We start from the raw sequence: 19,311 nt of genomic DNA on the forward strand, positions 1-19,311 counted from the left end.
AGGGCACTATGCCCACAAAAGCCCCCAAACCGGTACTCACATCACTAAAGCGACGAACAACTCTGGTCGCCTGAGCAGGTCGCCGTACGATGCCCGCCGCACCTCCCCCGCCGACCGACGTGAACACCAGGCGTGTTGCGGGAGGATCTCGTCCCCGTGTCCGGCCGGAAACCCGAGGCTTGCGCACCCGTCACCGGAACCCATATGTTAGCGATAACATCGATGCCGATGCATAATGCTTCGGAACTCCATCCGTGGAGACGGGCGAGGGCACCCCGCCGCCGCGGACGCACACCACCCGGCCGGACGCTCGTGGATCGCCTGCGGTTCCGCCGTCTCCGACGCTCCGCCGTGCCCCACCACCGATCACCGCCACGCCACCTACCAAATCACCTCGTAACGGTCCACCGGCCCGGGTAGCACCGAATTCCCGGCCCGGGTCGTGCACGTACCGCCACCCCCTCACCCGCAACTGCGGAGGCCGTGATGCCCTACCCGTCCCTCAACCGTCGACATGTGCTCCAGGCCGCCGGCGCGGCCGCCCTGGCCACCGCGGTCGGCCCCCCCCTGGGCGGCGGCACCGCCAGCGCGGCCCTCCCGCCGGTCCGCCCCGACCTCGGGGTGGGCGCGTACCCCTTCGAGATGGGCCAGGTGCGACTGACCGCCAGCCGCTGGCTGGACAACCAGAACCGCACCCTGAACTACCTGCGCTTCGTCGACGTGAACCGGCTGCTCTACAACTTCCGCGCCAACCACCGGCTGTCCACCGCCGGAGCGGCGGCCCTCGGCGGCTGGGAGGCACCCAGTTTCCCGTTCCGCACCCACTCCCAGGGACATTTCCTGACCGCCTGGTCACACATGTGGGCTGTGCTCGGCGACACCACCTGCCGGGACAAGGCCAACTACCTGGTGGCTGAGCTGGCGAGGTGTCAGGCCAACAATCCGGCCGCCGGCTTCAACCCCGGCTACCTCTGCGGCTACCCCGAATCCGACTTCACCGCCGTGGAGGCCCGCACCCTCAGCAACGGCAACGTGCCGTACTACACCATCCACAAGACCCTCGTCGGCCTGCTCGACGTGTGGCGGCACATCGGCAACAACCAGGCCCGCGACGTGCTGCTGGCGTTGGCCGGGTGGGTCGACTGGCGTACCGGGCGGCTCAGCTCGGCCCAGATGCAGGCCATGCTCGGCACCGAGTTCGGCGGCATGAACGCCGTGCTGACCGACCTGTACCAGCAGACCGGCGACGCTCGCTGGCTGACCGTGGCCCAGCGCTTCGACCACGCCGCCGTGTTCAACCCCCTGGCCGCCAACTCCGACCAGCTCAACGGGCTGCACGCCAACACCCAGATCCCCAAGTGGATCGGGGCGGCCCGCGAGTTCAAGGCCACCGGCACCACCCGCTACCGCGACATCGCCAACAACGCCTGGAACCTGACCGTCAACACCCGCACGTACGCCATCGGCGGCAACAGCCAGGCCGAACACTTCCGGGCCCCGAACGCCATCTCCGGGTACCTGCGCAACGACACCTGCGAGCACTGCAACACGTACAACATGCTCAAGCTCACCCGGGAGCTGTGGCTGCTCGACCCGAACCGGGTGGCGTACTTCGACTTCTACGAGCGCGCCCTGCTCAACCACCTGATCGGCGCGCAGAACCCGGCCGACAACCACGGCCACATCACCTACTTCACCCCCCTGCAGCCGGGCGGACGGCGCGGGGTGGGACCGGCCTGGGGTGGCGGCACCTGGAGTACGGACTACAACTCCTTCTGGTGCTGTCAGGGCACCGGCCTGGAGAGCAACACCACCCTGATGGACTCGATCTACTTCCACAACGGCAGCACCCTGACGGTGAACCTGTTCATGCCCTCGGTGCTGAACTGGTCCCAGCGCGGCATCACGGTCACCCAGTCGACCAACTTCCCGGCCGGCGACACCAGCACCCTGACGGTCACCGGCACGGTCGGCGGCTCGTGGACGATGCGCATCCGCATCCCGGCCTGGACCCAGGACGCCACCGTCAGCGTCAACGGCACCGTGCAGAACATCGCCACCACCCCCGGCACGTACGCCTCCCTGACCCGGTCCTGGACCTCCGGCGACACGGTGACCGTACGGCTGCCGATGCGGGTGGTCGCGGAGCCGGCCAACGACAACCCGAACGTCGTGGCGCTGCGGTACGGCCCGGCGGTGCTCTCCGGCAACTACGGCAACACCGCCCTGTCGGCCCTGCCCGCCCTGGCCACCGCCTCGGTCACCCGCACCAGCGGCTCGGCGCTGACCTTCACCGCCACCGCCAACAACGCGCAGGTCAACCTGATCCCGTTCTACGACGCGCACGGGCACAACTACACCGTCTACTGGAGCACCGGTGGCTCCACCGGCCCGGCCGGGGCCACCTTCCGGCTGGCCAACGCCGCCAGCGGCCTGGTGCTCGGCATCGAGAACATGTCCACCGCCGACGGGGCCCCGGCGCTGCAGTGGGCCGACAACGGCACCGCCGACCACGACTGGCAGCTGATCGTCGACGGCAGCGCGGTCCGGTTCCGCAACGCCAACAGCGGCAAGGTGCTCGGCGTACAGAACATGTCCACCGCCGACAACGCGCAGGTCCTGCAATGGTCGGACACCGGCACGGCCGACCACCGGTGGACGATCGTGGACGCCGGCGACGGCTCCCACAAGATCCGCAACGGCAACAGCGGCAAACTGCTGGCCGTCCTGAGCGGCTCCACCGCCCAGGGGGCCCGGGTGGTGCAGGATCCGGACAACGGCACCCTCGACAACCAGTGGCGGTTCATCCCCAACGGGGCCCGCCGGATCCAGAACCTGGCCACCGGCCTGGTGCTCGGGGTCCAGAACATGTCCACCACCGACGGCGGCCTCGTGATCCAATGGGGTGACACCGGCACCGCCGACCACCTCTGGACCGCGATCGTGGACAGCGGCGGCTACCTGCGGTTCCGCAACTCGCACAGCGGGAAGGTGCTGGGGGTGGAGAACGGCAGCAGCGCCGCCGGTGCCCGGGTGGTGCAGTGGGCCGACAACGGCTCGACCGCCCACCGCTGGCGGCTGCGGTACGGCGCGAACGGCTACTTCCGAATCCAGTCCGCCAACGGCGGCCGGGTACTCGGCGTACTCAACGCCTCATCAAGCCAAGGCACCCAGATCGTCATCTGGGACGACAACGGCGCCTCCGACCACCGCTGGCGCTTCATCTGACCCCTCTCCCCGCACCCCCTCCCCCACCCCCGCCCTGGTGGAGGGAGGGGGCGCGGGGTCAGCGGTGGGGTGGGGGGGCTACGGACTGGCGGGAGACCAGGGAGGGTGCGATGGTCTCCCGGAGGGCGCCGCCGCTGTCGGACTCGATCTGCGCCAGCAGCATCTCCAGGCTGGCCCGCGCGACCGCTACGAAGTCCGGTCGGACGGTGGTCAGCGGTGGGATGAAGTACGCCGCCTCCGGCACGTCGTCGAAGCCGACCACGCTGATGTCGTCCGGCACCCGGCGGCCGTGCTCGTGCAGGGCCCGCAGCACCCCCAGGGCCAGGTGGTCGTTGGCGGTGAAGACGGCGGTCACGTCCGGCATCCGGGCGAGCATCTGCCCGCACCGGTAACCGGCCGCCGCCGACCAGTCCGCCGGCACCAGCGGCGGGATCTCGACCCCCGCCGACAGCAGGGCCGCCCGCCAGCCCTCGATCCGGCCCGCGCTGTCGAACCAGTCCGACGGCCCGGAGACGTGCCAGACCGTACGGTGACCGGCGTCGAGCAGATGCTGGGTAGCGGCTCGGGCTCCGGCGGCCTGGTCCACCGTCACCAGCGGCATCGGCCGACGCGGATCACCGTCGACCGTCACCAGCGGCACATCGTGGGGCAGCCGTTCCAGTGCCTCGCCGGCCGACTCCACCGGAGCGATCACCACGATGCCGGCGACCCGGTGGGCCAGGTGCCGTTCGACGACCGCGGAGATGGACCGGTGGTCCAGGTCGCTGACGCTGCCCACACTGACCGCGAAGCCGGCCTCCGCGGCGGTCTGTTCCAAGGCGGCCAGCAGTGATGCCGGCCCGTAGAGGGTGGTGTTCTGCGCGACGACACCGATCACCTGAGAGCGACCGGTGACCAGCGCACGCGCCGCCCGATTCGGCCGGTAGCCCAGCTCGGCTATTGCCGCCTGGACCCGCAGCCGGGTCTGTTCCCGCACGTTGGGGTGGCCGTTGAGCACTCGCGAAACCGTCTGGTGGGAGACGCCAGCGAGGCGAGCCACGTCCGTCATCGCAGGATCGCGTACGGCCATCTCACACTCCCGCATGCCCGTGGGTCGCCGCGACCCGTCGACGCTGACCGGAGCGGCTTTGATTCACGATCCCTCTCGCGGCGCCCACGCCGGCCCGTGCCAGCCGGGGTGGTTTTCGCTAGATCACGCACAGTCTACGACAGCAGGGACATCTATCGCCGACAGGTCAGTCGCCCAACCCGGATATCTCATCTCCGATCAGTGAACGGGGTTTTCGATTGCCCTGATCAATGGCGGCCTCCCCGCGAAGGATGCGGGCCGCATCACGCAGCGCGCGGGTGGCGCCCTGGCGTGGGCGCCACCCGCGCGTCACCGGTGCCCGGTGGGCGGCGTTGCCGGAGGAGAACGCCGTACCCAGTCCGAGAGCGGTGTGTTGAGCGAGGTCAGGGGGTGGCCAGCTCGAAGCGTCGCACCGTCACCGCACCTCCCAGGGCCTGGGTGGCGTGGTTGAAGATGGCGAACCGGTACCCCATGAAGAAGGTCCAGTTGTTGTTGAGGGTCAGGGCGTTGCCCAACGAGACGAAGTTGACCCCGTCGGTGCTGTACGAGAAGCGGGCCTGCCGACCCGATCCCGGCCGGATGTCGGCGTTGGCCCGCAACCAGATCCGCCCGCCGGAGACCGCCGCACTGGCGATCTCGCTGCCGGTGCTGGTGGTGTCCCAGTTGCTGTTCATGGTCAGTCCGTTGGTCATGACCACCCGGGTCTGCCCGTTGTCGCGGCGGACCCCGATCCAGGCCGAGACGTCGCGCAGCATGGCCAGTCCGGTGCGGTCGCCGTCGCGCATGGTGGAGTAGTCCAGCTCGACGGTCGCCGTGGAGGTCGGCCCCTGGATGCGGTGGGTGACCGTGTTCCGGGCCTGGTAGAGGTCGTTGGTGACCGAGGCGGTCTGCAGACGCAGTCCGTCGTTCACCGACCACCGGCTGTTGTCCGGGTTGTGGTTCCACTCCCACTGCGGGCCCAGGGTGGTGCCGGCGAAGGTGTCCACCCCGGTCAGGGGCTTGACCGGGCGCAGCGGCAACGGGTTGGGGTAGTTCACCCCCCAGGCGCCGTTGACGGTCTGCACCTGGGGCCAGCCGTCGGCGGTCCAGTTGATCGGGGCCAGGGTCGGCACCCGCCCGCCCGGGTAGGCGTCGGTGAAGGCCATGTAGTACCAGGCGCCGTTCGGGGTCTGCACCAGGCCACCCTGGTGGGGTACGCCACCACCGGCGATCGGGCCCTGCATGTTGAGCAGCACCTGCCGCTGCTCGTACGGGCCGAAGGGCCCGTTGGTGGACTTCAGCACGTACTGGCCGTTGGCGGGGCGGGTCAACCAGATGTAGTAGGCCCCGTTGCGCTTGTAGAACCGGGCGCCTTCCAGGGTGCCGATGCTCGAGGGGGTCTGGTAGACCTGCTGGGCGCGTACCTGGCTGCGCCCGTCGGCGGAGAGCTGCGCGACACTGATGGTGCCGTTGCCGTACGCGACGTACATCGTGTCGTTGTCGTCGATGAGCATGCCGGCGTCGTAGTAGCAGGGCAGGGTGGCGTGCCGGGTCCAGGCGCCGTCGACGGCCTTGGCGGTGTAGATGTGGGTCTGGGCGAAGTTGATGCACCCGGCCCAGTAGTAGGTCTGGTTGCTCGGCCGGTAGCTCAGGGTCGAGGCCCAGATGCCCTCCACGTACGCCTGTTGCCCGGGGGGCAGGTCGTACTTGGTGCCGAAGTCCAGCCGGGGCACGGAGTGCCCGGCGAACTCCCAGTTCACCAGATCCCAGGAGCGCAGGATCGGGGCCCCGGGCGAGTAGTGCATCGTCGAGGCGGTCATGTAGTAGACGTCGCCCACCCGGATCACCTCGACGTCGGCGAAGTCCTGCCAGACCACCGGGTTGGTGAAGTTGCCACCGGTGGGCGGCGGGGTCGTCGGCCCGGGGGTGGGCCCGTCGCCCATGCGGACCAGTTGCCACTGCTGGTTGGCGCCGTTCCAGTCGTCGTACTGGACGATGTTGCCGCCGTCGGCGGTCGAGGCGTTCTGCACCTCCATCACCCGGTTCGAGTTCCGGTTGATCAGCCGTACGTAGCCACCGGCCGAGTCGGCCAGCCGGAACTGCTGGTTGGTCCCGTTGTGGTCGGACCACTGCACGATCGAGGCGCCGTTGGCGGTGGAGAAGTTGTAGACGTCGAGCACCTTGCCGGAGTGCCGCGACTTGAGCCGGTAGTAGCCGCCACCGGAGTCGACGAACTGCCACTGCTGCTGGTTTCCGTCGTTACGCGACCACTGGGTGATCCGCGCTCCGTCGTTGGTGGCCAGGTTGTAGACGTCCAGGGCCTTGCCGCTGTTGCGGTTGACCAACACGTACCAGGCGTTGGTGTCCACCGTCGCCGCCGAGGCCGGTGTCGCCGCCACCGCCACCAGGGTGCCGCCGACCATCACCGCCGCCGCCACCGCCGCCCACATCCGCGACCACCACCCACGCCGACGCGGCGCGGGTCCTGAGACCTCGCCAATGGCAACCATGATCCTCCTTCGGGAATGACAAGCCGTACGACCGGGACGGCCTGCACTGCGGCGAGCGTCATGGTGATCTCCAGCAGCCCATGTGATCGTTAACATGTCACCCGGTGCCCAGGGGGTGACATGAGATCGGCTACTGAGGAGAGACGCGCAGCGGCCCGGACAGCCGCAGATATCGTCCGTCGTCACTATCGACTGTGAGCGATAACACCACGTTAGTCAAGACGTAACGCGCGCCGCGGCGATGGCGGGCGGGTGGCGCGAGGAAGACCCCGGACGAGGGCGTGCGGCCACGGTGGTGACGGGTCCCGCCGCGAGCGGCAGGACCCGTCACACCCCGCTCAGAAGCCGCGGGCCAGGCGGTAGTACGCCTGGTTCCAGCGCAGTTCGTCGGCGAAGCGACGCGGGTCGGTGTCCGCGTCGATGACGACCAGTTCGGTACGGGCCATCTCGGCGAGGTCGTGCAGTTCCTCCACCCCGACCCCCTGGGACAGCACGGTGTGGTGCGGAGCCCCCGCGGTGATCCAGGCCTCGGCCGAGCCGGCCAGGTGCGGGCGGGGCCGCCAGACGGCCCGGGCCACCGGCAGCCGGGGCAGGGGCTGCGGGGGTGGCACCACGTCGACCTCGTTGGCGACCAGCCGGAACCGCTCCCCCATGTCGGCCAGACCGAGCACCACGGCCGGGCCGGGTTCGGCGTCGAAGACCAGGCGGACCGGGTCCTCCCGGCCACCGATGCTCAGCGGGTGGATCTCGACGTTGGGCACCCCGGCGGCGATCGTCGGGCACACCTCCAGCATGTGCGCCCCGAGGATCATCTCCTGACCCGGGGTGAGGTCGTAGGTGTAGTCCTCCATGAAGGAGGTGCCACCCTGCGCGCCGACCGCCATCGCCTTGACGGTGCGCACCAGCACGGAGGTCTTCCAGTCACCCTCGCCACCGAAGCCGTACCCGTCGGCCATCAGCCGCTGCACCGCTATGCCGGGCAGTTGCCGCAGACCCCCGAGGTCCTCGAAGTTCGTGGTGAAGGCGCGGAAGCCGCCGGCCTCCAGGAAGGTACGCAACCCCAGTTCGATCCGGGCGGCGTAGCGCAGCGAGTCGTGCCGGTCGCCGCCGGGGCGCAACTCGGCGGCCACCCGGAAGGTGTCGTCGTACTCCTTGACCAGGTCGTCGATCTGGGCCTCGGCGACCTGGTCGACCACGGCTACCAGGTCGTTGACCCCGTAGGTGTTGACCGAGACGCCGAAGCGCAGCTCGGCCTCCACCTTGTCCCCCTCGGTCACCGCCACGTCGCGCATGTTGTCGCCGAAGCGGGCCAGGCGCAGCGAACGCATCGCCGACCAGCCGATCGCCGCCCGGGTCCAGGCGCCGACCCGGGAGACCACCCGGGGGTCGGTGACGTGCCCGGCGACCGTCTTGCGGGCCACCCCGAGCCGGGTCTGGATGAACCCGAACTCCCGGTCGCCGTGGGCGGCCTGGTTGAGGTTCATGAAGTCCATGTCGATCTCTTGCCATGGCAGCTGGACGTTGGCCTGCGTGTGCAGGTGCAGCAGCGGGGTACGCAGCGCGTCCAGGCCGGTGATCCACATTTTCGCCGGGGAGAAGGTGTGCATCCAGGCGATGACCCCGACCGCCCCCTGCACGCCGGCATCCTGGCAGACCTTCAGGATGTCGGCGCTGGTGGTCAGGACCGGCTTCCAGACCACCCGGGCGGGGATGTGCGGCGAGTCGTCGAGCAGGGCGGCGATCTGACGGGACTGCTCGGCCACTTGGCGGAGGGTGTCCTCGCCGTACATCGCCTGGCTTCCGGTGAGGAACCAGACCTCGGGTTCAGGTTGTGCTGCCATGGGGGTTGCCTTCCGCGAGAGGGGCGGTCACTTGTAGCGGATGCCGATGAGGCGCTGGAACAGGATGAACGCGAAGAGCAGACCTCCGATCACGATCTTGGTCCACCAGGAGTTGAGGCTGCCGTCGAAGGTGATCAGGGTCTGGATCACGCCGAGCACCAGCACCCCGAGCACCGTGCCGAAGACGTAGCCCGCTCCTCCGGTCAGGACGGTACCGCCGATCACCACGGCCGCGATCACGTCGAGTTCCATGCCGACCGCGATCAGTGGCGCCCCGGACAGGGTGTAGAAGGACAGCAGGATCCCGCCGATCGCCGAGCAGAGCCCGCTGATGGTGTAGACCAGGATCCGGGTACGCCCCACCGGCAGCCCCATCAACAGGGCCGACTGGGGGTTGCCGCCGATGGCGTACACGTTGCGCCCCAACCGGGTGTAGGCCAGCACGTACGCGGCGATCAGGACGACCGCGAAGGCGATCAGGACGCTGACCGAGACGAAGTTGCCTCGGGGATCTCCGATCCGGTGCTGCGCCATCGTGGTCCAGAACCCGTCCGTGATCCGGATCGAGGAGTCGCTGATGAAGGTGCACATGCCCCGGGCGAAGAACATCCCGGCCAATGTCACGATGAAGGGCTGGATGTCGAAGAAGTGGATCGCACAACCCATCAGGAACCCGAGAGTCGGCCCGATGAGCAGGGCGATGACCAGCACCAGCAACGCCGGCAGGCCGGACTGGAGCAACCAGGCCGAGACCATCGCGGTCATCGCGACCACCGAGCCGACCGACAGGTCGATGCCGCCGGTGAGGATCACGAAGGTCATCCCGACGGCGACCACGAGCAGGAAACCGTTATCGATGAAGACGTTGAAGATGACCTGGATGTTCGAGAAGGCCCGGTACTGGGACACCCCGATGCCGTACATGACCAGCAGCAGGGCGAGGGTGACCAGCACCGGCACGTGACGCCGGGGCAGCCGGGCCCAACTCGGGCCGGTGGTCAGCGAGGTCGTGGTCACGCCGTCACCTCTTCCTTCTGACGCTGCGGGGTCGGGGCCGGCGGGGGCGGGGTACCCCGCTTGCGTCGACTGAACTTGGCGCGGAAGGCCGGTGCCTGGATCAGGCAGACCGCGATCACGACCACCGCCTTGAACAGCAGGGCCGTCTGCGGGGAGATGTTCATGGCGTACACCGTGGTGGTGAGGGTCTGGATGATCAGCGCACCGAGGATGGTGCCGCTGAGGTAGAACCGGCCGCCGGCCAGGGAGGTGCCGCCGATGACGACCGCGAGGATCGCGTCGAGCTCCACCCAGAGACCGGCGTTGTTGCCGTCGGCGCTGGAGACGTTCGCGGTCATCATGAAGCCGGCGACGGCCGCGCACGCCGCGCTGACCACGTAGACCAGGAAGACCATCCGGGCCGACCGGATGCCGGCCAGTCGGCTGGCCTCCCGGTTACCGCCCACCGACTCGATGATCATGCCCAGGGCGGTACGCCGGGTCAGCGCCGCGATGAGCAGGGCCGCACCCAACGCGATGAAGATCGCCAAGGGCAGGGTCAGGAAGTGGCCCAACCCGATCGCCCGGTACGGCCCCGAGTTGATGGTGATGATCTGCCCCTCGGTGACCAACTGGGCCAGACCCCGGCCCGCCACCATGAGGATGAGGGTGGCGATGATCGGCTGGATGCCGATCACGGAGACCAGTACCCCGTTCCAGGCGCCGAGCACGAGTGCGGCACCCAGGGCCATGGCCAGCGCGGTGAACACGGTGACCATGCTGTTCTGATCCGGCGCCTGACTGATGTGCAGGCAGGCGATGGCGCCGCTGATGGCGCAGATCGAACCGACCGACAGGTCGATGCCGCCGGTGGAGATGACCAGGGTCATGCCCAGCCCGACCAGGATCAGCGGGGCGCTCAACCGGAGGATGTCGATCGGAGTGCCGTAGAGGTGCCCGTTGTTGACCTCGACGGCCAGGAAGCCGGGACGGTAGACGGTGTTCGCGGCCAGCATCACCACGAGGACCATCACCGGCCAGAACAGCCGGTGTGTCGCCATCGACCTGAGACGCTCGTTCACGGCTTCGCCTCCTGCTTGATCGATCCGCTGGCGATGGTCTGCATGACCCGCTCGGCGTCCAGGGTGTCGTCGTTGTCGAGCTGGGCGACCATCTCCCGGTCCCGCATCACCACGACCTTGTGGCTCAGCCGCAGCACCTCCTCCAGTTCGGCGGAGATGAACAGCACGGCCATGCCACCGTCGGAGAGCTGCACGACGAGCTTCTGGATCTCAGCCTTGGCGCCGATGTCGATGCCACGGGTCGGCTCGTCCAGGATGAGCAGGCGAGGCTCGGTGATCAGCCAGCGGGCCAGCAGGACCTTCTGCTGGTTGCCGCCGGACAGGTTGCGTACCGGCAGGTCGGGGTTGGCGGGGCGGATGCTGAGCGCCTTGATGTACTGCTCGACCAGTTCGTCCTGGCGGCGCCGCGGAATCGGGCGCAGCCAGCCCCGGGCGGCCTGCATCGCCAGGATCATGTTCTCCCGAACGGTCAGGTCCGGGATGATCCCCTCCGCGCGGCGGTTCTCCGAGCAGAAGCCGATGCCCTTGTCGATGGCCTGGACCGGGTTGCGCAGGCTGGTCGGCTTGCCGTTGACCGTCACCTCGCCGCGGTCGGCCCGGTCCGCGCCGAAGAACAGCCGCGCCGCCTCGGTCCGACCGGAGCCGAGCAGACCGGCCAGGCCGACCACCTCACCGGGATGGATGGTCAGGCTGAAGGGGGCCACCGCGCCCTTACGGCCCAGCTGGGAGACCGCTACGAAGGGGGTGCCGCCCTCCACGGCCGCCAACTCCCGTCGGGGCTGCTCCTCGAGCCGTTCCAGGACGTCGAGTTCCTTGCCGATCATCTTCTCGACCAGGGCCAGCTGCGGCAGCTCCCCGATCGGGTACTCACCCACCAGGGTGCCGTTGCGCAGCACGGTGATCCGGTCGGCGATGCCGTACACCTGGTCGAGGAAGTGGGTGACGAACAGGATCGCGATCCCCTCGTCGCGCAACTGACGCATGATGCGGAACAGTTGCGCCACCTCGTCGGCGTCCAGGCTGGAGGTCGGCTCGTCGAGGATCAGCACCCGGGCCTGTACGTCGATGGCCCGGGCGATGGCGACCATCTGCTGCACCGCCAGGGAGTAGCTGGCCACCGGGGCGGTGACGTCGATGTCCAGATCCAGGCGGGCCAGCAGTTGCCGGGCCCGGCGGCGCACCTCGCCCCAGCGGACGGCGCCGAGGCGACGGGGCTCCCGCCCGATGAAGATGTTCTCCGCCACGGAGAGGTTCGGGCAGAGGTTGACCTCCTGGTAGACCGTGCTCACCCCGGCGGCGGAGGCCTGCATCGGGCCGGAGAAGGCCACCTGCTCGTCGCCCAGGGTGATGGTGCCCTCGTCGATGCCGTAGACCCCGGTCAACACCTTGATCAGGGTCGACTTGCCGGCGCCGTTCTCGCCCATCAGGGCGTGCACCTCACCGGGAAAGAGCCGGAAGTCGACATTGTGGAGTGCACGCACTCCGGGAAAGGACTTACTGATCCCGGTCATCGTCAGGACCGGACGGCTATCCGTCATCCCATCAGGCCTTCTTCTGGGTTTGGGTCGTTTCGGGGGCTACGGCCTTCCCGTGACGTCCGCCCGACCGCCCCTTCAGGGGTCGGCCGGGCGGACGTGGCACCGGAGGTGTCGTGCCGCCGGTCCGTCGGGGAAGCGGGTGACGCGGCGGGGCCGCCACCAGTCAGCGTGGCGACCCCGGGCGTCGATCAGTACTTGCGGTTGGGCAGGGCCTCCTTGGCCTGCTCCTGGGTGAAGGTGGTCTCCTCGGTCTCGATCCGCGGCGGCACCTCTTCACCCGCGTGGATCTTCTTGGCCAGGTCCATCAGCTGTGGGCCGAGCAGCGGGCTGCACTCCGCGATGAAGTTGAACTTGCCGTCGGCGAGGGCCTGCATGCCGTCCTTCACCGCGTCGATGGTGATGATGGTGATGTCCTTGCCGGGCTCCTTGCCGGCTGCGGTGATCGCCTCTAGGGCACCCAGACCCATGTCGTCGTTGTGCGCGAAGAGCACGTCGATCTTCGGGTGGGCCTTGAGGAACTGCTCCATGACCTGCTTGCCGCCGGCGCGGGTGAAGTCACCCGACTGGGAGGCGATGACCTTGAGCTTGGGGTCGGCGGCGATCGCCTCGGCGAAGCCCTTCTTGCGGTCGTTGGCCGGGGCCGAGCCGGTGGTGCCCTGCAGCTCGACGATGTTCACGTCACCGGTCGCGTCCTTGGAGTTCTCGACCAGCCACTCCCCCGACAACCGGCCTTCCTTGACGAAGTCCGAACCGAGGAAGGTCTTGTACAGCGACTTGTCGGCCGAGTCCACTGCGCGGTCGGTCAGGATGACCGGGATGCCGGCGTCCTTGGCCTCCTTGAGCACGGTGTCCCAGCCCGACTCCACGACCGGCGAGAAGGCGATCACGTCGACCTTCTGCTGGATGTAGTTGCGGATGGCCTTGATCTGGTTCTCCTGCTTCTGCTGGGCATCGTCGAACTTCAGGTCGATGCCCGCCTCGGCAGCCGCCTCCTTGATGGAGTTGGTGTTGGCCGTCCGCCAGCCGCTCTCCGCGCCGACCTGGGAGAAGCCCATGACGATCTTGTCGTCGCCGCTTCCTCCTCCGTCGGTCCCGGTGTCGCTGTTGCCGCAGGCTGCCATGCCGCCGGCCAGAAGCACGGCGGCCAGCGCCGCGACTGCGCGCCGAGGCGCGAGGGACATTCGCATGTTTCTCATCGGATCTCCTCGGGTGGGGTGCGGGTTCCACGCCGCCGGCCGAGGCAGGCGGAGTGGCGTACTTGTGGTGTGGTGTCTGTGCGCGGGTGCGCGTAGTCGGTCGCGACCCGGGCGGGCCGCGACCCGGGTCAGGTGTTCGCCACCGGTGCGGGACGCTGGCCGTAGACGTTCTGGTAGCGGTCGTAGAGGGCGTCCACGTCGGCCTGGGCCATCGGCACCGGTTGCCCCAGGGCGCGGGCCAGGTGGGCGGTTCGCGCCACGTCCTCGCACATCACCGCGGCCTTGACCGCGGCCCGGGCGGTCCGCCCGATGGTGAAGACCCCGTGGTTGCGCATCAGCACCGCGGGCGAGCGGTGCCCGGTCAGGGTGCTGACGATCCCCTTGCCGATGTCGTCCCCGCCGATCAGGGCGAAGGGGCCCACCGGGATCTCCCCGCCGAACTCGTCCGCCTGGGCGGTCAGCCAGCAGGGGATCGCCTCGCCCCGGGCCGCCCAGGCGGTCGCGTACGTGCTGTGGGTGTGCACCACCCCGCCGACCTCCGGCATGGCCCGGTAGACGTAGGCGTGCGCGGCCGTGTCACTCGACGGGGACAGGTCACCCTCGACCGGCATCCCGTCCAGGTCGCAGAGCACCATGTTGTCTGCGGACAGGTCGTCGTAGTCCACCCCGCTCGGCTTGATGATCATCAGGTCCCGCCCGGGTACCCGGGCGGAGACGTTGCCGGCCGTCCAGGCCACCAGCCCGTAGCGGGTCAGCTCACCGTGCAGCCGAGCCACCGTCTCCCGCAACTCACGCTCGATCATGCGACAACCTCCAGCGCGGTCTCGTTCGTCGACCCGGCCGACCCGGCGGCCGCGTTCCGGATCGCCCGCAGCCGCAGCATCACGTCGTTGGCGCCGCGACCGAAGTGGTCGTGCAGGGTGCGGTACTCGGCGTAGAGGGCGTCGTAGGCGCGTACCCGGTCGGGGTCGGGGCGGTAGACCGCCGCGCTGATCCGGCCCATCGCCTGCGAGGCCTCGTGGATCGAGGGGTACGCCCCGGCGGCCACCGCGGCGTGGATGGCCGAGCCGAGGGCCGGCCCCTGGGCGGAGCCGATGATGCCCAGCGGCCGGTTGGTGACATCGGCGTAGATCTGCATCAGCAACTCGTTCGAGGTGAGCCCACCGGCGATCACCAGATCGTCGACGGGCACCCCGGCCTCGACGAAGGCCTCGATGATCATGCGGGTGCCGTACGCGGTCGCCTCCAGCAGCGCCCGGTAGACGTCCTCCGGGCGGGTGGCCAGGGTCAGGCCGACGATCATCCCGCTGAGATCGTGGTTGACCAGCAGGGATCGGTTGCCGTTCCACCAGTCCAGGGCTACCAGGCCGTGGGCGCCGACCGGCTGGGCGGCGGCCAGTTCGGTGAGTCGCTCGTGGGAGGCGACCCCGGCCGGGGCGGCGTGCTTGACGAACCAGCCGAAGATGTCCCCGACCCCGCTCTGGCCGGCCTCGTAGCCCCAGGCCCCGGCGCTGATGCCGCCGTCGACCACCCCGCACATCCCGGCCACCTCGGCCGGGTGGGCGCCGTTGACCACGTGGCAGGTGGAGGTGCCCATGATCGCCACCAGCCGGCCCGGCGCCAGGGCCTGCGCGGCGGCGGCGGTGACGTGCGCGTCGACATTGCCGACGGCCACCGCGATGCCCTGCGGCAGGCCGGTCCAGGCGGCGGCCTGGGCGGTGAGCTCACCGGCCTTGCCGGCCAGCGGCATCAGCGGACCGTCCAGCTTGGTCACGAAGTCACCGAAGTCGGGGTTCAGGGCGGTCAGGTAGTCCGTCGAGGGGTACCGCCCGTCCTGCATGATGCCCTTGTAGCCGGCCGTGCAGACGTTGCGGGTCTCGACGCCGCACAACTGCCAGACGATCCAGTCGGCGGCCTCGATGAAGCGCTCGGCCCGCCGGTAGACCTCCGGGTCCTCCTCCAGCAGCTGCAATCCCTTGGCGAACTGCCACTCGGCGGAGATCTTGCCGCCGTAGCGGCCGATCCAGGGCTCGCCGCGTTCGTGGGCCAGGGCGTTGATCCGGTCGGCGTGCGGCTGGGCCGCGTGGTGTTTCCAGAGCTTCACCCAGGCATGTGGACGGTGCCGAAGGTCCGGCAGCTCGCACAGCGGGGTGCCGTCGGCGAGGGTCGGCAGGACCGTACAGGCGGTGAAGTCGATGCCGATGCCGACCACCTGGCCTGGATCGACCCCTGCGGCGGCGACGGCCGCCGGTACGGCGTGGCGCAGCACGTCGCGGTAGTCCTGCGGGTCCTGCAGGGCCCAGTCGGGGGGCAGGGGTGGACCACCATCGGGCAGTGTGGACTCGATGACGGCGTTGCGGTACTCGTGCACCGCCGTCCCCAGCTCGGCTCCGTCGCGTACGCGGACCACCAGGGCCCGCCCCGACAGGGTCCCGTAGTCGACGCCGACGACATACCGGTCGCCGACTTCGTCCACACCGCTCATGCTCACCTCCGGCCGATGACGGACCTCAGTGTTAACGCTCACATCAGGCGTCGTCAAGACACCGTCCGGCAACAGCTCCGTAACGGAGTACGGGGCCCGTCGTGACCACCTGACACCGGCCGAACCGACACCTGCACCACCCACCTTGCGACATCCGCCGGGTCCCGCGCCAGAGGTACGACCCTGCCAGCCGTCGCCCATTTCATCCACACCGGTCGACGCCTGCCGCGACGTCTCCGACCACCCTCAGGGGACGGATCACCCCGCCGCCCCGATCCCCGGCGGCGCGTCCCTCGGTGCCACCCGGACGACGAACCTCCCCCGCGGACCCTTCGCCGGCCCGCCCGGCACCCGCATCGAGGCGCCGCGACGGATCTTCACGCCCTCATATGAGCGTTAACATCCTTCGATCGCAGGTGTGGCTGAGTGGATCAAACCGACGACCCTGCCGCGCCGCTTCGGAAAGCCGCAGAACGGCATATCCGAATCGCTCCCACATGGGAATTCACCGATTTCTCCGCCGTCCAGCCTCTTTTGATCAAGCAGCGATCCGGCGTTTCGCAGACATTGACGGTGATTTACATAACTGGATGTCAGCGATAACATCCCAGACATCGGAGGGCCCTGTCCGGGAGAACCACCACCGTCACCGCCGGCGTCGCCGCACGACACCCGGCTGACTCGATCTCTGGGCGCCGGCGTCCCCGCCACGGGTGGCGGCACTCCGACCCATCTGACCGTGAGCAGGCCATGCCTGCCCGCGCCCACCCGACGAACCGTCTGGGCCGCCCGACGACCCGCGGTCGGTGATCCATGACCGACACCCATCCGTCCCTGTCCCGAGGAGGATCGAATGCGCGCACGACCACGATGGTTGGCCGTTCTGAGTGTGCTGGTGCTGACACTCACCACGGTCGTCGTCGACGGGCTCCACACACCGAAACCCGCGCAGGCGCTCAACAACGGGGTGGCCCGTACCCCACCGATGGGGTGGAACACCTGGAACACCTTCGGTTGCAACATCAACGAGACCCTGATCCGGCAGATGGCCGACGCGATCGTCAACACCGGGATGCGCGATCTCGGCTACAAGTACGTCGTCGTGGACGACTGCTGGTTCGATCCCAACCGCGACGCCCAGGGCAACCTCCAGGCTCATGCCGGCCGTTTCCCCAGCGGCATGAAGGCCCTCGGCGACTACCTGCACTCCCGTGGCCTGCTCTTCGGCCTCTACCAGGTGCCCCGGGAGAAGACCTGCGCGCAGTACTTCGGCGCCTGGCCGGGCTCCACCGGCAGTCTCGGCCACGAATACCAGGACGCCCGGCAGTTCGCCGCCTGGGGGGTGGACTTCCTCAAGTACGACTGGTGCTCACCCTGGGGCACCATCAACGACCAGATAGCCGGGTTCTCGCTGATGCGTGACGCCCTGGCGGCCACCGGTAGGCCCATCGTCTACAGCATCAACCCGAACAGCATCCACGAGAAGACCGGCCCCCTGCGCAACTGGGGGGACATCGCCAACATGTGGCGGACCACGGAGGACATCACCAACGCCTGGAACACCGGTCAGACCAACGGCTACCCGATGGGCATCCAGAACATCGTCAACGTCAACGTGCCGATCGCCTCGTACGCCTCGCCGGGCTCCTTCAACGACCCGGACATGCTCGTGGTCGGCAACGGCGGCATGACGGACACGGAGATGCGCAGCCACTTCGCCCTCTGGGCGATCATGGCGGCACCGCTGATCGCGGGCAACGACATCCGCAACGCCAACGCCGCGACCCTGGACATCCTGCGCAACCAGAACCTGGTGGCCATCAACCAGGACCCCCTGGCGCTGCAGGCCGTGCAGGTCTCCCACGACGGCACCCGCCGGGTGCTGGCCAAGCGGCTGGCCAACGGGGACGTGGCCGTGGCCCTGTTCAACCAGGGCAACTCCACCACCACGGTGTCCACCACGGCGGCGGCCGTCGGCAAGTCCGGCACCTCGTTCACCCTGCGGGACGCCTGGACCAACACCACCTCGACCAGCACCGGGACGATCTCGGCCAGCGTGCCGGCGCACGGCACGGTGGTCTACCGGGTCAGCGGCGGCACCACGACCACTCCCCCGCCCCCGCCGCCCACCTTCCGGCTACGCAGTGAGTCGGCCGGCCGCTGCCTGGACGTCAACAACAGCGGCACCGCCAACGGCACCGCGACGTTGATCTGGGACTGTCACACCGCCAGCAACCAGAGCTTCACCCAGAACGGTCAGGCCCTCCAGGTGCTCGGCAAGTGCCTGGACATCTCCCCGACCGCCACCCCCGGTACCCCGGTGCAGATCTGGGACTGCAACGGCGGCACGCACCAACAGTGGACGTTCAACGGCAACGGCACCATCAGCAACGTCCGCTCCCCCAACCTCTGCCTGGACGTCAACAACAACGGCACCGCCAACGGCACCCCCGTCATCGTCTGGACCTGCCACACCGCCCCCAACCAACGCTGGACCCGCACCTAGCAGCCCCCTAACCCCCACCCCCCTCTCCCCGTCGATCATGCACTTCCGGTCGCCGATATGCCGGTATTCACACCTTTCGTCGGGACGGAAAGTGCAAGATCGGCGGGGAGGGGGGGTGAGGAGGGGGGTGAAGGCCAGTTCGGCGGCGCCGATGAGGGTGGCGTCGTCGCCCAGGGCGGCGGTACGCAGCTTGACGTGTTCGCGGGCCACCGGCAGGACGTTGCGGGCGATGCGGGCCCGGACCTGTTCGGCCGCCCCGGGATACAGGTCGCACAGCATCCCGCCGAACACCACCATCCCGGGGTTGAACAGGTTGATCAGGTTGGCCACCCCGATGCCCAGCCAGTCACCGATCCGGCGCAGCGCCTCACGGGCGCCCGGATCTCCCCGGTCGGCGTCGTCGGTCACCGCCCGGATCGCCGCACGGCCGAACAGCTCGGCGGGCCGCCCGGCGGCGTCGAGCAGGGCCCGCTCGCCGACCTCGGCCTCCAGGCAGCCGGACGAGCCACAACCACAGGCCCGTCCGTCGTACGGGTTGACGACCATGTGCCCGACTTCGCAGCCGTAGCCGCCGTCCCCGCCCAGCAACCGACCGCCGACGATGATCCCCGGCCGGTCTCCGCGGGTGACTCCTCCTCTACCAGGCCCAGTCGGGCCAGCTCGGTGGTCAGCGCCCGGATGGTGCTGCGGTTGAGCCCCATCCGGGTGGCCAGCTCGGCACGGGAGATCGCGCCGCGACGATGGACGTGGCGCAGCAGTGTGCCGGCGTTACGCCGACGGATCTCCTCCGGGACCACCCGATCCTCCGGCATCAGCGTCGATGCGGCCTGTCCGACGGGAGGCAGTGTGGTCACCACCCGCCGTGACGTCAAGGTGTGCGG

At 69.1% G+C, this 19,311-nt stretch carries 11 protein-coding genes and 1 pseudogene; 2 read left to right on the forward strand and 10 right to left on the reverse strand.

Features of this window, described 5'->3' with window-relative positions; genetic code table 11:
* Window positions 1–486 precede the first annotated feature (486 nt).
* Entirely contained in the window at window positions 487–3,228 is a 2,742-nt protein-coding gene (locus ACGFIK_RS12555; protein ID WP_393339232.1) for a beta-L-arabinofuranosidase domain-containing protein, read from the forward strand.
* 58 nt (window positions 3,229–3,286) lie between these two features.
* Here the strand turns inward: ACGFIK_RS12555 and ACGFIK_RS12560 are convergent, their stop codons facing one another.
* The 9 genes from ACGFIK_RS12560 to araB form a co-directional block, all read right to left on the reverse strand.
* A complete protein-coding gene (locus ACGFIK_RS12560) occupies window positions 3,287–4,276 on the reverse strand; it encodes a LacI family DNA-binding transcriptional regulator (RefSeq protein WP_327026140.1) in 990 nt (329 codons plus the stop codon).
* Between the two features lie 404 nt (window positions 4,277–4,680).
* Window positions 4,681–6,786 (reverse strand): RICIN domain-containing protein, encoded by a 2,106-nt coding sequence (locus tag ACGFIK_RS12565; protein ID WP_327026141.1) that lies wholly within the window; start codon window positions 6,784–6,786, stop codon window positions 4,681–4,683.
* 338 nt (window positions 6,787–7,124) lie between these two features.
* Entirely contained in the window at window positions 7,125–8,627 is a 1,503-nt protein-coding gene (gene araA, locus ACGFIK_RS12570; RefSeq protein WP_327026142.1) for an L-arabinose isomerase, read from the reverse strand.
* A gap of 27 nt (window positions 8,628–8,654) precedes the next feature.
* Window positions 8,655–9,644 (reverse strand): galactofuranose ABC transporter, permease protein YjfF, encoded by a 990-nt coding sequence (gene yjfF / locus ACGFIK_RS12575; protein ID WP_327026143.1) that lies wholly within the window; start codon window positions 9,642–9,644, stop codon window positions 8,655–8,657.
* Window positions 9,641–10,684 (reverse strand): ABC transporter permease, encoded by a 1,044-nt coding sequence (locus tag ACGFIK_RS12580; RefSeq protein ID WP_393339477.1) that lies wholly within the window; start codon window positions 10,682–10,684, stop codon window positions 9,641–9,643. The genes yjfF and ACGFIK_RS12580 overlap by 4 nt, the downstream gene beginning before the upstream one ends.
* A gap of 17 nt (window positions 10,685–10,701) precedes the next feature.
* Window positions 10,702–12,243, reverse strand: coding sequence for a sugar ABC transporter ATP-binding protein (locus ACGFIK_RS12585; RefSeq protein ID WP_327026145.1), 1,542 nt, complete (start codon window positions 12,241–12,243; stop codon window positions 10,702–10,704).
* Between the two features lie 188 nt (window positions 12,244–12,431).
* The gene (locus ACGFIK_RS12590) at window positions 12,432–13,439 is read right to left on the reverse strand and encodes an ABC transporter substrate-binding protein (RefSeq protein WP_327026146.1); all 1,008 of its coding nucleotides are present in this window, start codon (window positions 13,437–13,439) and stop codon (window positions 12,432–12,434) included.
* A 128-nt stretch (window positions 13,440–13,567) separates the two neighbouring features.
* Window positions 13,568–14,242 (reverse strand): L-ribulose-5-phosphate 4-epimerase, encoded by a 675-nt coding sequence (locus tag ACGFIK_RS12595; protein ID WP_327026147.1) that lies wholly within the window; start codon window positions 14,240–14,242, stop codon window positions 13,568–13,570.
* Complete coding sequence (araB, locus tag ACGFIK_RS12600; RefSeq protein WP_327026148.1) at window positions 14,239–15,924, reverse strand: ribulokinase; 1,686 nt, start codon at window positions 15,922–15,924, stop codon at window positions 14,239–14,241. The genes ACGFIK_RS12595 and araB overlap by 4 nt, the downstream gene beginning before the upstream one ends.
* 853 nt (window positions 15,925–16,777) lie before the next feature.
* On the opposite strand from araB, the gene ACGFIK_RS12605 reads away from it, so the two are divergent.
* Window positions 16,778–18,430 carry a glycoside hydrolase family 27 protein gene (locus tag ACGFIK_RS12605; RefSeq protein ID WP_393339239.1) on the forward strand — a complete coding sequence of 551 codons (1,653 nt, stop codon included), beginning with the start codon at window positions 16,778–16,780 and terminating at the stop codon, window positions 18,428–18,430.
* A gap of 108 nt (window positions 18,431–18,538) precedes the next feature.
* On the opposite strand, the pseudogene ACGFIK_RS12610 reads toward ACGFIK_RS12605, so the two are convergent.
* Window positions 18,539–19,242 (reverse strand): annotated as a pseudogene (locus tag ACGFIK_RS12610) (ROK family protein); the annotation flags it as partial.
* Window positions 19,243–19,311 lie beyond the last annotated feature (69 nt).

Origin of the sequence: Micromonospora sp. NPDC048871 (assembly GCF_043198155.1) — a bacterium.
GTDB lineage: Bacteria > Actinomycetota > Actinomycetes > Mycobacteriales > Micromonosporaceae > Micromonospora.